Below are 15,203 nucleotides of genomic sequence, written 5' to 3' on the forward strand. Positions count from 1 at the left end.
CAGCCATGGATCACGTGGCGGTGCGATGGAACCTTCACCGGCGATCGAACCCCGAATTTAGCGTATTAGGAGTGCTCTCATGGCACGCGTATGCCAAGTAACTGGGAAAGCGCCGATGAGCGGCAACAACGTTTCCCACGCCAACAACAAGACCAAGCGTCGCTTCCTGCCGAACCTGCAAAACCGCCGGTTCTGGGTTGAGAGCGAAAACCGCTGGGTGCGCCTGCGCGTCTCGAACGCCGGCCTGCGCCTGATCGACAAGAACGGCATCGATTCCGTGCTCGCTGACCTGCGCGCACGCGGCGAAGCCTAAGCCCAAGGAGCACAATCATGGCAAAAGGCGCCCGCGACAAGATCAAGCTGGAGTCGACCGCTGGTACGGGTCACTTCTACACGACCACGAAGAACAAGCGCAACATGCCGGAAAAGATGGCGATCAAGAAGTTCGATCCCGTCGTCCGCAAGCATGTGGAATACAAAGAAACCAAGATCAAGTAATCTCGGGTTTCTGCCAGCCTGACGGCAACCGAAAAGCCCCGCTCCTGCGGGGCTTTTTGTTTTGCGCGCACGCTCGGGCCCGACGCGGTATGCTCTCCCCTTTCCGCGGCCCCGGCCGCCGGAACGCACAAGATCAAAAGCGTAACGATGGAGATGCAGCATGAAATTCGACGTGGCGATCGTCGGCAGCGGCCTGGCAGGGCTGTCGGTCGCACTCAACCTGGCCAGCACGCGACGTGTCGCGCTGATCGCGAAACGTTCGATGATGGAGGGGGCAAGCGATAACGCGCAAGGCGGTATCGCGGCGGTCCTCGACTCGGCGGACAGTATCGAGAACCATGTCGACGACACACTGGTCGCCGGTGGCGGGCTGTGCGACGAAGGCGCGACGCGCTACATCGTCGAGCACGGCCGTGAAGCGATCGAATGGCTGATCTCGCAAGGCGTGCCGTTCACGAAGGACGATGCGGCCGAACTCGGCTTTCACCTGACGCGCGAAGGCGGCCACAGCCACCGCCGGATCATCCACGCGGCCGACGCGACCGGCCACGCGGTGCTGGCGACGCTGTCGGAGCGTGCACGCCAGCATCCGAATATCACGTTCTTCGAAAACCACCATGCGATCGACCTGATCACGTCGGACCGGCTCGGCCTGCCCGGCCGCCGCTGTCACGGCCTGTATGCGCTCGACGTCGACCACGACCGCACGATCACGATCGAGGCGCCGCATACGGTGCTCGCCACGGGCGGCGCCGGCAAGGTCTACCTGTACACGACGAACCCCGACACCGCGACCGGCGACGGCATCGCGATGGCGTGGCGCGCGGGCTGCCGCGTGTCGAACATGGAATTCATCCAGTTCCACCCGACCTGCCTGTTCCACCCGTATGCAAAGTCGTTCCTGATTTCGGAGGCCGTGCGCGGCGAAGGCGGCCTGCTGAAGCTGCCCGACGGCACGCGCTTCATGCCCGCGCACGATCCGCGTGCCGAACTCGCCCCGCGCGACATCGTCGCACGCGCGATCGACTTCGAAATCAAGAAGCGCGGGATCGACTGCGTGTATCTCGACATCAGCCATCAGCCGGAAGCGTTCCTGCGCGAACACTTCCCGACGATCCACGCGCGCTGCCTCGAATTCGGCATCGACATCGCGAAAGAGCCGATCCCCGTCGTGCCGGCCGCGCACTACACGTGCGGCGGCGTCGTCACCGATCTTGCCGGGCGTACCGATCTCGCGGGCCTGTATGCGGTTGGCGAAACGTCGTACACGGGGCTGCACGGCGCGAACCGGCTCGCGAGCAACTCGCTGCTCGAATGTCTCGTGATCGGCCGCGCGGCCGCCGAAGCCATCGAGGCGGCCGGCTTCGACGCCGAAACGCCGTCCACGCTGCCCGCATGGGACGAAAGCCGCGTGTCGGATGCCGACGAGGAAGTCGTCGTCGCGCACAACTGGGACGAACTGCGCCGCCTGATGTGGAACTACGTCGGCATCGTGCGCACCGACAAGCGCCTCGAACGCGCCAAGCACCGGCTGTCGCTGCTGCGCGACGAAATCCACGAGTACTACGCGAATTTCCGCGTGACGCGCGACCTGCTGGAACTGCGCAACCTCGTCGACGTGGCGACGCTGATCGTGAAGAGCGCGCACTCGCGCCGCGAAAGCCGCGGGCTGCACTACAGCCGCGACTGGCCGCACTCGCTGCCGAAAGCATTGCCGAGCGTGCTCACGCCGCGCGCGCGCCGCTGAGCGACAGTCCGTCCCGGCTGCGGCCGGAGGCGCACACGAAAAAAGCCGCTGGCGTTTTTGCGCCAACGGCTTTTTTTCCGACTGGACGATGTTCCGTCAGTCGACGATCCGCATCGAATAGTCGGTCGCGCGCACGTCCTTCGTCAGCGCGCCGATCGAGATGCGATCGACGCCCGTTTCCGCGAACGCGCGCACCGTCTCGAAATTGACGCCGCCCGACACTTCGAGCACGGCCTTGCCGGCCGCCACGCGTACGGCTTCACGCATCATGTCGAGCGTGAAGTTGTCGAGCAGCACCGACTGCGCGCGATGCGCGAGCGCCGTGTCGAGCTGCGCAAGCGTCTCGACTTCGACCTGCACGGGCACGCCCGATTCCAGCGCGAACGCCGCGTCGAGCGCTTCGCCGACACCGCCTGCTGCCGCGATGTGGTTCTCCTTGATCAGGATGCCGTCGTACAGCGCGAGACGCTGGTTCTCGCCGCCGCCGACGCGCACCGCATACTTCTGCGCGAGCCGCAGGCCTGGCAGCGTCTTGCGCGTATCGAGGATCTTCGTGCGCGTGCCTTCGACGCGATCGACGTAGCGGCGCGTCGCGGTCGCGACGCCGGACAGCAGTTGCAGGAAGTTCAGCCCGTTGCGCTCGGCCGTCAGCAGCGCGCGCGCCGGCCCGTCGAGTTCGCAGACGATCGAATCGGGCGTCATGCGCTCGCCTTCGCGATAGCGCCATTGCACGGTGATCGACGGATCGATCCGGGCGATCACGGCCTCGAACCACGGCACGCCGCACAACACGGCTTCTTCACGCACGATAATGCGCGCGCGGCGGCGCCCGCCGGCCGGCACGAGCCGCCCGGTCTGGTCGCCGGTGCCGACGTCTTCCGCGATCGCGTCGGCCACGTTGCGCGCGATCGCGTCGTCGAGTGCCGCACCGTATTGCTCACGAACGATGTCGAACAGCGGGGATACAGCCTCGCTCATGCAGCCCCCACGTTCGCAAACAGTTGCTGGTCGCGCTGCAGATCGCCGCTCGCCTGCACGCGCTTCTTGTGCGCGGCCGCGAATTCGAGCATCCGGTCGATCGGCAAACGCGCGCGCTGGCCGATCGCGGGATCGACGAAGATTTCGTTGTGACCGCGCTCGAGCACGTCGGCGAGGTTCGCGAGACCGTTCATCGCCATCCACGGGCAGTGTGCGCAGCTCTTGCAGGTCGCGCTGTTGCCGGCCGTCGGCGCGGCGATGAAGGTCTTGCCGGGCGCCGCGAGCTGCATCTTGTGCAGGATGCCGAGATCGGTCGCGACGATGAAGTGCGTCGCATCGAACTTGACCGCCGCATCGATCAGCTGCGTGGTCGAGCCGACGACATCGGCCTGCGCGACGACGTTTTCCGGCGATTCGGGATGGACGAGCACCTTCGCGTCCGGGTATTCGGCGCGCAGCAGGTCGAGCTCGATGCCCTTGAACTCGTCATGGACGAGGCACGAGCCTTGCCATAGCAACATGTCCGCGCCGGTTTTCTTCTGGATATAGCTGCCGAGATGGCGATCGGGCGCCCAGATGATCTTTTCGCCGCGTGCGTGCAGGTCGGCCACGATCTCGAGGCCGATCGACGACGTGACCATCCAGTCCGCGCGCGCCTTCACGGCCGCACTGGTGTTCGCGTAGACGACGACGGTGCGGTCCGGATGGGCATCGCAGAACGCCGAGAATTCGTCGACCGGGCAGCCGAGGTCGAGCGAACAGGTCGCGTCGAGATCGGGCATCAGGATCCGTTTGTTCGGGCTCAGGATCTTCGCGGTTTCGCCCATGAAGCGCACGCCGGCGACGACCAGCGTCTGCGCGTCGTGATCGCGGCCGAAGCGTGCCATTTCAAGCGAATCGGCAACGCAGCCACCCGTTTCGTCGGCGAGTTCCTGCAGTTCGGCATCCACGTAGTAGTGGGCGACCAGCACGGCCTTTTCACGGACGAGCAGCGCCTTGATGCGTGCCTTCAGTGCAGCGCGCTCCTCGGCGGACGGCGCGTCGGGCACCTTGGCCCATGCCTGCCCCACGCCGCACACGGTCCCTGCTGCGACGGGCCGGTCGTACTCGACGGGTTTGATCGTCGATTGCATCTCCATATCTCCTGTCGACCAGAGTTAGCGCTTTAGCGCTTACTGTGGTCCCATGCTTTGCGGTCGATCCAAGTTAGCGCTTTAGCGCTTACTTGGATCCCATGCTTCGCGGTCGACCAGAGTTAGCGCTTCAGCGCTGGCTCCAGCCCCTCCTCTGGTCATACAAATTCAGCCCTGCCGACGCCCATCAAAAACCGGCGGCCCAAATGAAAAAACCCCGCCAACGCGGGGTTTGTGACGTCCTGAGATTCTAATCGATTTCGAATCAGGCGTAGCGGCGCAGGCGCGTCGCGAATTCCTGCAACGCCTTGATGCCGCTTTGTTCTGCGCGATGGCACCAATCCTGCAATTGCGCGAGAAGCTGTTCGCGCGACGCGGTCGAACGATCCCAGATCGCGGCCAGATCCTGGCGCAGCTGGAAGTACGTGTGCAGCTTCTGGCTGTTCGCGAAGATTTCCGGCAGCAGCTTCTTCTGCGGCTCGTCGAGGCCGTCGGCGTCCTTGTGGAACCACTTGCGCGCGCCGCGCATCAGCTGGTACTTCTCGCTCGAGCCGAGTTCCTTCAGGTGCGCGAGCTCCTGGGCATACGCACGCTTCACGGCCTTGCCGTAGCGCGCCATCACTTCGTAGCGGTTCGACAGCACGGCCTGCAGCGTTTCCTGGTCGAGCACCGTCTTCGGCTTGTTCAGGCGCGGGGTCGGCGCGACCTTCTTCACCTTCGCGAGACCGAACGCCGACATGATGCGGATGTACATCCAGCCGATGTCGAACTCGTACCACTTGTTCGACAGCTTCGCCGACGTCGCGAACGTGTGGTGGTTGTTGTGCAGTTCTTCACCGCCGATCACGATGCCCCACGGGAACAGGTTCGTGCTCGCGTCGGCCGAGTTGAAGTTGCGATAGCCCCAGAAGTGACCGAAGCCGTTGACGACGCCAGCCGCCCAGAACGGAATCCAGACCATCTGCACGGCCCACACGGTGAGGCCGAGCACGCCGAACAGCGCGACGTCGATCACCATCATGATGCTGATGCCGAGAATCGGGTACTTCGAATAAACATTGCGCTCGACCCAGTCGCTCGGCGTGCCGTGGCCGAACTTGCGCATCGTCTCTTCGTTCTTCGCTTCCGCGCGATACAGCTCCGCGCCCTCGAGGAACACCTTCCAGATGCCGCGCGTCTGCGGGCTGTGCGGATCTTCCTCGGTCTCGCACTTCGCATGGTGCTTGCGGTGAATCGCGGCCCACTGACCCGTCAGCATGCCGGTCGTCATCCACAGCCACAGGCGGAAGAAGTGGCTCGCGATCGGATGCAGTTCCAGCGCACGGTGCGCCTGGCAGCGGTGCAGATAGACCGTCACGCCGATGATCGTGACGTGCGTGACGGCGAGCGCGAACAGCGCGACCTGCCACCACGAAAAATGCAGGAGCCCGTGGGAAAGAAAATCGAGCAGGGAATTCAACAAGGCAGGTACCTGTGATGAGAGCGACGCCGGCTCGCGCCGAGCGTCAGAAAAATGAAAGCATACCGCGTATAGACTTGAATTTTACTTCAACCGTTCCAAGTCTTTGTAAAAAATGAATATTTTCTTGCCCTGACGCAACTGGAGCAGTCCACGGACGGACTTGGAAAGGCCCGCGATCCGGTTCCGGCCGCGGGGTCAAACCATTTGACGGCCGGTGCGCGCTACGCAGCCGGTGCGCGCCCGTCCACCGCACCGTTCGCGGCCGCCGGATCGAGCCCGGCCGTCGCACCCGCGGCGGAAAATCCGTCCGGCAATCCGACCACGCGCACTTCACGCTGCGGGAACGGAATCGAAATCCCGTGCTCGCTGAACAGCCGCCAGATGTTGCGGTTCACGGTCGAACGCACGCCCGACGTGCCTTTCGCGGAATCCTCGATCCAGAAGCCGAGCTCCAGGTCGATCCCGTCCGCGCCGAAACTCACCAGATACGGCGTCGGCGCGGGCTCCGCCAGCACGCGCGGCACGCCCTTCGCCGCGTCGGCGAGCAGCGCGAGCGCGTGCTCGACGTCGCTCGTGTACGCGACCTGCACCGCGACCTTCGCATAGCCGCGCGTCAGGTACGACGACTGGTTCTGCACGACGTCGGTGATCAGCCTCTCGTTCGGGATCAGCGTCTCGTTGCCGTCGAGCCCGCGCACGACCGTATAGCGCGTGCGGATCTGCGTGACGACGCCCTGCAGCCCGCCGACGCTGATCGCGTCGCCGAGCCGCAGCGAGCGGTCGAGCAGGATGATGAAGCCCGACACGTAGTTGCTCGCGATCTTCTGCAGCCCGAAACCGAGGCCGACGCCCACCGCACCGCCGAACACGCCGAGCACCGTCACGTCGATGCCGACCAGCGACAGCCCGATCAGGATCGCCGCGAACACGAGCAGCGCGCGGCCGACCCGCGACAGCACGACCTTCAGGTTCGCGTCGAGCGTGCTCGCGCGGGTGAGGCGATCCTCGAGCACCGAGCCGAGCCACATCGCGACCATCAGCGTCACGCACACCCACAGCGCGCCCGAGATCACCGACAGCAGCGTGAGGTGCGCATTGGCGACGCGGAACTGCACGCTGTCGAGCCAGCCGAGCACGTCGCGCTGGATGCCGAGCACGGTCAGCACCATCGCGGCCCACACGGCGGTCGACACGATCTTCTCGACGATCGACAGCCACGCATGCGTGTGGCCGTCGCGCGCGAACACGCGCCGCGCGAAGAAGAACAGCACGTAGATCAACCCGATGCCGAACAGCGGCACGAGCGCGAGCGACAGCAGCGACGTCGACATGAACGGGTCGAACGCGAGTTGCGCGGCGCCGACGAAGACGCTGCCGAACAACGGGAACAACGCGCGCTTCAGGCTTTGCGCCCCCGCACCGGGCGCACGGCCGGCGGCCCGGCGGCGCGCATCGATACGGCCGTGCACGAAGCGCGCGGTCACCCATGCGAAACACAGCGCGCCGACGAGGATCGCCGCCTGCCAGATCATCACCGGCTGGTGGAAGTCACGAATGACCGATGCCAGCCGGTGTGACAGCAGGCGGCTCTGCAGATTTTCCATCGTCCGTCCGGGCAGCCGTTACTGCGCGGCGCGCCGTTCGAGCACCGCGGCGAAGAAGCCGTCGGTCGCATGACGATGCGGCCACAGCGACAGGTAGTCGCCCGTCTCGAGCTCGATGCGCTGCTCGGCCAGCACCTGCTGCGCCGGCACCAGCACGAACTCGGGATGATCGGCCAGGAACTGTTCGACGATCCGCTCGTTCTCGGCGTCGAGCACGCTGCAGGTCGCGTAGACGAGCCGGCCGCCCTTCTTCACGAGGCGCGCGGCGCTCGCGAGGATCGACGCCTGCTTCGGCGTCAGCTCGTCGATCGCCGTACGCGTCTGGCGCCACTTCAGGTCAGGATTGCGGCGCAGCGTGCCGAGGCCGCTGCACGGCGCGTCGACCAGCACGCGGTCGATCTTGCCGGCGAGCCGCTTGATCTTCGCATCGTGCTCGCTGTCGATCAGCACCGGGTTCACGTTCGACAGCCCGCTGCGCGCGAGGCGCGGCTTCAGCTTCGCGAGGCGCTTTTCCGACACGTCGAACGCATAGAGGCGCCCGGTCGAGCGCATCATCGCGCCCAGCGCGAGCGTCTTGCCGCCCGCACCCGCACAGAAATCGACGATCATCTCGCCGCGGCGCGGCGCGACGAGCGAGCACAGCAACTGGCTGCCTTCGTCCTGCACCTCGATCTGGCCTTCCTCGAACAGCTTCAGGCGCGTCAGCGCCGGCTTGCCGACGACGCGCACGCCGAACGGCGCGAACGGCATCGCGCCCGCATCGATGCCGTTCGCACGCAACGCGTCGATCACCTGGTCGCGGGTCGCCTTCTGCGCGTTGGCGCGCAGGTCGAGCGGCGCCGGGTAGTTCAGCGCGGCGGCGAGCTGCGCGAGTTCCTCGGCGTCGAATCGGGTCGACAGCGCCTGGTGGATCCAGTCGGGCAGGTTCGTGCGCACGCGCACCGGCAGGCTCGCCGGATCGATCTTCGACACGTGCTCGAGCCACGCGGACTCGGTGTCGGACAAAAACGGCCGCAGCGCATTGCGGCCGGCCGTCTGCATCAGGCCGAGCAGCGTGAGACGCCGCGCGGGCGTGCCCGTGCCGCTCTCGGCCAGGTGCGAAAACTCCATCTTGCGGCGCAGCACCGCGAACACAGCCTCGGCAATCACGCCGCGCTCGGCATGCCCGAGCTTCGGGTGCGCGCGGAAGAACCGGCTCGTCGTCGCGTCGGCGGGGCCGGCGAACTTCAGCACCTCGGCCAGCAAGGTCTCGGTCTGGCCAATCAGGAATCCGTGCAGCTTCATACGCCCTCACTCGTTTCGGTATGCGGTTGATCCGCGAAAATCCAGCGCGCCTCTTCCGGCGCGACCACTGCACGGCCGTTCTCGAGGCGCAGGCGCCCCTCGACGAACCAGCGCACCGCGCGCGGATACAGCACATGCTCGACGGTCAGCACGCGCTGCGCGAGCGCGGCCGCGTCGTCGCCCGCGCGCACGGGCACCGCGCCCTGCGCGACGATCGCGCCGCTGTCGAGCTCGGGAATGACGAAATGCACGCTCGCGCCATGCAGCGCGACGCCCGCGTCGAGCGCCTGCTGATGCGTATGGATGCCCTTGAAGCTCGGCAACAGCGACGGATGGACGTTCAGCAGCCGGCCTTCGTATCGTCTGACGAATGCGGGCGTGAGGATGCGCATGAAGCCGGCGAGGATGACGAGATCGGGGGCGAAACGGTCGATCTCGGCGGCGAGCGCCGCGTCGAAGCTGTCGCGGCCGTCGAACGAGCGATGGTCGACCACCGCCGTCGCCACCCCGTGCGACGCGGCAAAAGCCAGCCCGGCCGCATCGGGCCGGTTGGCGATCACGGCTGCAATCTCGGCCGGCCAGCGTTCCTGCGCGCACGCGCGAACGATGGCCTCCATGTTGCTGCCGCGACCGGAAATCAGGATCACGAGTTTTTTCATCCGCGAATTTTACCATTCGCCCCCGCGTTTCCCGCCTTCTCGGCCGCCGACCCGTCCGAACGTTTATAATCTTCTGCTTTGCGGCATCCCACCGCCCATTCCCCGACGCTGCATCCGCTATCGTGAAAGTCTTCCGCGGCCTGCCCAACGCCGAGAGCCGCGCCCCGTGCGCGCTGACGATCGGCAACTTCGACGGTGTCCATCGCGGCCACCAGGCCCTGCTCGCGCGCGTGCGCGCGGCAGCGGACGCGCGCGGCCTGCCCGTGTGCGTGATGACGTTCGAGCCGCACCCGCGCGAATTCTTCAACCCGGCCGGCGCGCCGCCACGCATCGCGATGCTGCGCGACAAGCTCGAGGCGCTGCGCGATCACGGTGTCGACCGCGTCGTCGTCGAGCACTTCAACCATACGTTCGCGAGCCAGTCGCCGCAGGCGTTCGTCGAGCGCACGCTGGTGAACGGGCTGCACACGCGCTGGATGATGGTCGGCGACGATTTCTGCTACGGCGCGAAGCGCGCGGGCACCTTCGACACGCTGAAGGCGGCCGGCGAGCAGTACGGCTTCGAAGTCGAGCAGATGGGCACGGTGGCCGGCAGCGACGGCACGCGCATCTCCAGCTCGGGCGTGCGCGCCGCGCTTGCGGCCGGCGATCTCGATGCGGCCGCGCAGGCGCTCGGCCACGGCTATGCGATCAGCGGCCACGTCGCGCACGGGCTGAAGCTCGGCCGCGACCTCGGTTTCCCGACGCTGAACCTGCCGATTGCGCACAAACGACCGGCGCTCGCGGGCATCTTCGTCGTTCAAGTGCACGGCCTCGGCCCCGAGCCGCTGCCGGGCGTCGCGAGCCTCGGCCTGCGCCCGACCGTCGACGATTCGGGCCGCGTGCTGCTCGAAGTCCACCTGCTCGACTGGCACGGCGACGCGTACGGCAAGCTCATCCGCGTCGAATTCCTGAAGAAGCTGCGCGACGAGGCGAAATTCGACGATCTCGAGGCGCTGTCGCGCGCGATCGCACTGGACGTCGCGAATGCGCGCGCGTACTTCATCGAGCGCGACCGTGCGCCGGGCAGCCGCGCCACGGGCTTCTCGACGTCGGCCACCGACCGAATTAGCTGATCCGGACGGCGGCGCCTGGCGCCGCACCCTCGCGCCGCCCACTCGCGCGCATCCCCGATTCACGACGCCCGAGCGTCTCCCGATTTAGATAGCGATCCCATCATGAGCAACAAGAAAGCCGATTCGAAACCGCAGGCCAAGTATCCGGTCAACCTGCTCGACACGCCGTTCCCGATGCGCGGCGACCTGCCCAAGCGCGAGCCGCAGTGGGTCAAGGAATGGGAAGAGCGTGGCCTCTACGAGAAGATCCGCGCGGCCAGCAAGGGCCGGCCGAAGTTCATCCTGCACGACGGCCCGCCGTATGCGAACGGCGACATCCACCTCGGCCACGCGGTCAACAAGATCCTGAAGGACATCGTCGTCAAATCGCGCAACATGGCCGGCTTCGACGCGCCGTACGTGCCGGGCTGGGATTGCCACGGGATGCCGATCGAAATCCAGATCGAGAAGCAATTCGGCAAGTCGCTGCCGGCGGCCGAAGTGATGAGCAAGGCGCGTGCGTACGCGACCGAGCAGATCGAGAAGCAGAAAGTCGGCTTCAAGCGCCTCGGCGTGCTCGGCGACTGGGCCAACCCGTACAAGACGATGAACTTCGTCAACGAGGCGGAAGAGCTCCGCGCGCTCGGCAAGATCATCGAGAAGGGCTACGTGTACCGCGGGCTGAAGCCGGTGAACTGGTGCTTCGACTGCGGCTCGGCGCTCGCCGAGGCGGAAGTCGAATACAAGGACCGCACCGATCCGACGATCGACGTGATGTTCGCGTTCGCGGAACCGGAAAAGACGGCGCAGGCGTTCGGCCTGGCGGCGCTGCCGCGCGCCGAAGGCGGCATCGTGATCTGGACCACGACGCCGTGGACGATCCCGGCGAACCAGGCGCTGAACCTCCATCCGGAAATCGTCTACGCGCTGGTCGATACCGAGCGCGGGCTGCTGATCATCGCGGAAGAACGCGTCGAAGCCTGCATGACCGACTTCAAGCTGACGGGCCGCGTCGTCGCGACCGCGCCGGGCGTGAAGCTCGCCAACCTGCGCTTCCACCACCCGCTCGCATCGGCCCACCCCGGCTACAAGCGTACGGCGCCCGTTTATCTCGGCGACTACGTGACGACCGACACCGGTACAGGCGTCGTGCACTCGTCGCCCGCCTACGGTATCGAAGACTTCATGTCGTGCAAGGCGCACGGGATGACCGATTCGGACTTCATCAACCCGGTGATGGGCGACGGCCGTTATATCGAATCGCTGCCGCTGTTCGGCGGCCTGTCGATCTGGGATGCGAATCCGAAGATCGTCGAGGCGCTGAACGCGGCCGGCTCGCTGCTGCGCAGCGAGAAGTACACGCACAGCTACATGCACTGCTGGCGCCACAAGACGCCGATCATCTACCGCGCGACGTCGCAGTGGTTCGCCGGCATGGACGTGACGCCGCGCGACGGCGGCAAGACGCTGCGCGAAACGGCGCTCGAAGGCGTCGACGCAACCGCGTTCTACCCGTCGTGGGGCAAGCAGCGCCTGTTCAGCATGATCGCGAACCGTCCCGACTGGACGCTGTCGCGCCAGCGCCAGTGGGGCGTGCCGATGGCGTTCTTCGTGCACAAGGAAACCGGCGAACTGCACCCGCGCACGCTGGAGCTGCTCGAGGAAGTCGCGAAGCGCGTCGAGCAGTCGGGCATCGAGGCATGGCAGTCGCTCGACCCGCGCGAGCTGATCGGCGACGACGCGAACCTGTACGAGAAGAACCGCGACACGCTCGACGTGTGGTTCGACTCGGGCACGACGCACTGGCACGTGCTGCGCGGCTCGCACAAGGATCAGCTGCAGTTCCCGGCCGACCTGTACCTCGAAGGCTCGGACCAGCATCGCGGCTGGTTCCACTCGTCGCTGCTGACCGCGTCGATGATCGACGGCCGCGCGCCGTACAAGGGCCTGCTCACGCACGGCTTCACGGTCGACGGCGAAGGCCGCAAGATGAGCAAGTCGCTCGGCAACGGCATCGACCCGCATGAAGTCGCGAACCGCCTCGGCGCGGAAATCATCCGCCTGTGGATCGCATCGACCGACTACTCGGGCGAACTCGCGATCTCCGAGGAAATCCTGAAGCGCGTGACCGAAGGCTATCGCCGCATCCGCAACACGCTGCGCTTCCTGCTCGCGAACCTGTCGGACTTCGACTTCGCGCAGCACGCGGTGCCGGTCGAGGAATGGCTCGAGATCGACCGTTATGCGGTCGCGTTCTCGCAGCAGTTGCAGACGGAACTGCTCGGCCACTACGAGCGGTACGAATTCCACCCGGTCGTCGCGAAGCTGCAGACGTACTGCTCGGAAGATCTCGGCGGCTTCTATCTCGACGTGCTGAAGGACCGCCTGTACACGAGCGCGGCCGATTCGCGCGCACGCCGTTCCGCGCAGACCGCGCTGTACCACCTGACGCACGGCCTGCTGCGCGTGCTCGCGCCGTTCCTGTCGTTCACGGCCGAAGAAGCGTGGAAGGTGTTCCAGCCGGCCAGCGACACGATCTTCACGGAAACCTACTATGCGTATCCGGAAGTCGCCGGCTCGGCCGCGCTGATCGAGAAGTGGGCGCTGCTGCGCGATGTGCGCGGCAACGTGACGAAGGCGCTCGAGGAAGCGCGCACCGCGAACCGCATCGGTTCGTCGCTGCAGGCCGAAGTCAGCGTGCATGCGAGCGGCGCGCGTTACAACGCGCTCACGAGCCTCGGCGAGGATCTCAAGTTCGTGCTGATCACGTCGGCCGCGACGGTCGTCAAGGTCGACGACGAAGCGCAGGAAAGCGTCGACGTGGCCGCATCGAAGTACCAGAAATGCGAACGCTGCTGGCACTACCGCGAAGATGTCGGCGCGCACGCCGATCATCCGACGCTGTGCGGCCGCTGCTTCTCCAACCTGTTCGAAAACGGCGAAATCCGGAGCGCTGCTTAACTATGGCGAAGACCCTGTCGAAACCGGCCAGCGGCGCGCTTGCGCCCTGGCTCGGCATTTCGCTGATCGTGATCCTGTTCGACCAGCTGTCGAAGATCGCGATCCTGAAGACGTTCGCGTACGGCGCGCAGCATGAGCTGACGTCGTTCTTCAATCTCGTGCTGGTGTACAACCGCGGCGCGGCGTTCGGCTTCCTGTCGACCGCCGGCGGCTGGCAGCGCTGGGCGTTCACCGCGCTCGGCATCGCCGCGACGCTCGTGATCTGCTTCCTGCTGAAGCGCCACGGCCAGCAGCGGCTGTTCAGCCTGTCGCTCGCGATGATCCTCGGCGGCGCGCTCGGCAACGTGATCGACCGGCTCGTCTACGGTCACGTGATCGACTTCCTCGATTTCCACCTCGGCGCCTGGCACTTCCCGGCGTTCAACCTCGCCGATTCCGCGATCACGGTCGGCGCGGTGCTGCTGATCTACGACGAACTGCGTCGCGTGCGCGGCTCGCGCTAAGCGCGCATACTCGGCGTCGACGGCCGGCTTCGCGCCGGCCGTTCCGTTTGACCCTTGGAGGCCTGAGTTGGCACACGCAGAACTCGCAGGAAAACACCTCGTTCTCGGCCTGACGGGCGGCATCGCCTGCTACAAGATCGCCGAGCTGACGCGGCTGCTCGTGAAGGCCGGCGCGACCGTGCAGGTCGCGATGACCGAAGCGGCCACCCAGTTCATCACGCCCGTCACGATGCAGGCGCTGTCGGGCCGGCCCGTCTATACGAGCCAGTGGGACGCGCGCATCGACAACAACATGGCGCACATCGACCTGTCGCGCGAAGCCGACGCGATCGTGATCGCGCCCGCGTCGACGGACTTCCTCGCGAAGCTCGCGCACGGGTTCGCGGACGATCTGCTGTCGACGCTGTGCGTCGCACGCGACTGTCCGCTGCTCGTCGTCCCCGCAATGAACCGCCAGATGTGGCAGAACCCGGCCACGCAGCGCAACGCCGCGCAACTGCGCGCGGACGGCGTGTCGGTGCTCGGCCCGGATTCGGGCGCGCAGGCATGCGGCGAAGTCGGCGACGGCCGCATGCTCGAACCCGAAGCGATCTATGAAGCGATCGTCGCGCACTTCGCGCCGAAGGTGCTCGCGCACCGGCGCGTGCTGATCACGGCCGGGCCGACGTTCGAACCGCTCGACCCCGTGCGCGGCCTCACGAACCGCTCGAGCGGCAAGATGGGCTTCGCGCTCGCGCGCGCCGCGCAACAGGCCGGCGCCGACGTGCATCTCGTCGCGGGGCCGGTCGCGCTCGATACGCCGTGGGGGGTTTATCGCCAGGACGTGCAGACCGCGCAGCAGATGTACGACGCGGTGATGCATGCGGTCGCCGATGCCGACATCTTCATCGCAGTGGCCGCGGTGGCAGACTGGCGCGTCGATCAGCCGGCCGAGCACAAGATGAAGAAGACGGCCGACCGCAAGATGCCGACGCTCGCGTTCGTCGAGAACCCGGACATCCTCGCGTCGGTCGCGGCGCTGCCCGATCCGCCGTTCTGCGTCGGCTTCGCGGCCGAGAGCGGCGACCTCGACGTGCACGGCGACGAGAAGCGCAAGCGCAAGAACGTGCCGCTGCTGATCGGCAACCTCGGCCCGCTGACGTTCGGCCGCGACGACAACGAAGTCGTGCTGTTCGAAGCGGCCGGCCTCACGCGCCTGCCGCGCGCACCGAAGGACGAACTCGCGCATGCGCTCGTCGCGGAAATCGCGAAGCGCCTGCCCGACAACCGCCTGATCTGAT

13 protein-coding genes are annotated in these 15,203 nt (G+C 66.3%); 7 read left to right on the forward strand and 6 right to left on the reverse strand.

What is annotated here, in order from left to right:
• The first annotated feature begins 79 nt into the window (after nt 1-79).
• From rpmB to nadB, 3 genes are all read left to right on the forward strand, one after another.
• On the forward strand, nt 80-313 hold the full coding sequence (rpmB, locus tag HWX87_RS30340; protein WP_004186391.1) for a 50S ribosomal protein L28: 234 nt from the start codon (nt 80-82) through the stop codon (nt 311-313).
• Nucleotides 314-330: 17 nt separating this feature from the next.
• Nucleotides 331-498, forward strand: a complete 168-nt coding sequence (gene rpmG / locus HWX87_RS30345) for a 50S ribosomal protein L33 (protein ID WP_006478046.1) — start codon at nt 331-333, stop codon at nt 496-498.
• A gap of 160 nt (nt 499-658) precedes the next feature.
• Nucleotides 659-2,245: an L-aspartate oxidase gene (gene nadB / locus HWX87_RS30350; RefSeq protein WP_176050682.1), complete on the forward strand. Its 1,587-nt coding sequence runs from the start codon at nt 659-661 to the stop codon at nt 2,243-2,245.
• A gap of 96 nt (nt 2,246-2,341) precedes the next feature.
• On the opposite strand, the gene nadC is transcribed toward nadB, so the two are convergent.
• The 6 genes from nadC to purN form a co-directional block, all read right to left on the reverse strand.
• A complete protein-coding gene (gene nadC, locus HWX87_RS30355; RefSeq protein ID WP_176050683.1) occupies nt 2,342-3,223 on the reverse strand; it encodes a carboxylating nicotinate-nucleotide diphosphorylase in 882 nt (293 codons plus the stop codon).
• Nucleotides 3,220-4,356: a quinolinate synthase NadA gene (gene nadA / locus HWX87_RS30360; RefSeq protein WP_176050684.1), complete on the reverse strand. Its 1,137-nt coding sequence runs from the start codon at nt 4,354-4,356 to the stop codon at nt 3,220-3,222. The genes nadC and nadA overlap by 4 nt, the downstream gene beginning before the upstream one ends.
• A 265-nt stretch (nt 4,357-4,621) precedes the next feature.
• A complete protein-coding gene (locus tag HWX87_RS30365; RefSeq protein WP_176050685.1) occupies nt 4,622-5,818 on the reverse strand; it encodes an acyl-CoA desaturase in 1,197 nt (398 codons plus the stop codon).
• A gap of 221 nt (nt 5,819-6,039) precedes the next feature.
• Entirely contained in the window at nt 6,040-7,422 is a 1,383-nt protein-coding gene (locus HWX87_RS30370) for a mechanosensitive ion channel domain-containing protein (protein WP_176050686.1), read from the reverse strand.
• Between the two features lie 18 nt (nt 7,423-7,440).
• Nucleotides 7,441-8,706 (reverse strand): RsmB/NOP family class I SAM-dependent RNA methyltransferase, encoded by a 1,266-nt coding sequence (locus HWX87_RS30375; RefSeq protein ID WP_176050687.1) that lies wholly within the window; start codon nt 8,704-8,706, stop codon nt 7,441-7,443.
• Nucleotides 8,703-9,365, reverse strand: coding sequence for a phosphoribosylglycinamide formyltransferase (gene purN / locus HWX87_RS30380; protein ID WP_176050688.1), 663 nt, complete (start codon nt 9,363-9,365; stop codon nt 8,703-8,705). The genes HWX87_RS30375 and purN overlap by 4 nt, the downstream gene beginning before the upstream one ends.
• Before the next feature lie 122 nt (nt 9,366-9,487).
• Here purN and HWX87_RS30385 point away from each other — a divergent pair, with 122 nt between their 5' ends.
• The 4 genes from HWX87_RS30385 to coaBC all read left to right on the forward strand — a co-directional run bounded on the left by HWX87_RS30385 (nt 9,488) and on the right by coaBC (nt 15,202).
• Entirely contained in the window at nt 9,488-10,480 is a 993-nt protein-coding gene (locus tag HWX87_RS30385) for a bifunctional riboflavin kinase/FAD synthetase (protein WP_176050689.1), read from the forward strand.
• 102 nt (nt 10,481-10,582) lie between these two features.
• Complete coding sequence (gene ileS, locus HWX87_RS30390) at nt 10,583-13,420, forward strand: isoleucine--tRNA ligase (RefSeq protein WP_176050690.1); 2,838 nt, start codon at nt 10,583-10,585, stop codon at nt 13,418-13,420.
• A gap of 2 nt (nt 13,421-13,422) precedes the next feature.
• Nucleotides 13,423-13,923 (forward strand): signal peptidase II, encoded by a 501-nt coding sequence (lspA, locus tag HWX87_RS30395; RefSeq protein ID WP_069248662.1) that lies wholly within the window; start codon nt 13,423-13,425, stop codon nt 13,921-13,923.
• Between the two features lie 67 nt (nt 13,924-13,990).
• The gene (gene coaBC / locus HWX87_RS30400) at nt 13,991-15,202 is read left to right on the forward strand and encodes a bifunctional phosphopantothenoylcysteine decarboxylase/phosphopantothenate--cysteine ligase CoaBC (RefSeq protein WP_176050691.1); all 1,212 of its coding nucleotides are present in this window, start codon (nt 13,991-13,993) and stop codon (nt 15,200-15,202) included.
• The last annotated feature ends 1 nt before the right edge of the window (nt 15,203 follow it).

The sequence above is a fragment of the Burkholderia sp. BCC1644 genome, from assembly GCF_902833225.1.
Taxonomy (GTDB): Bacteria; Pseudomonadota; Gammaproteobacteria; order Burkholderiales; family Burkholderiaceae; genus Burkholderia.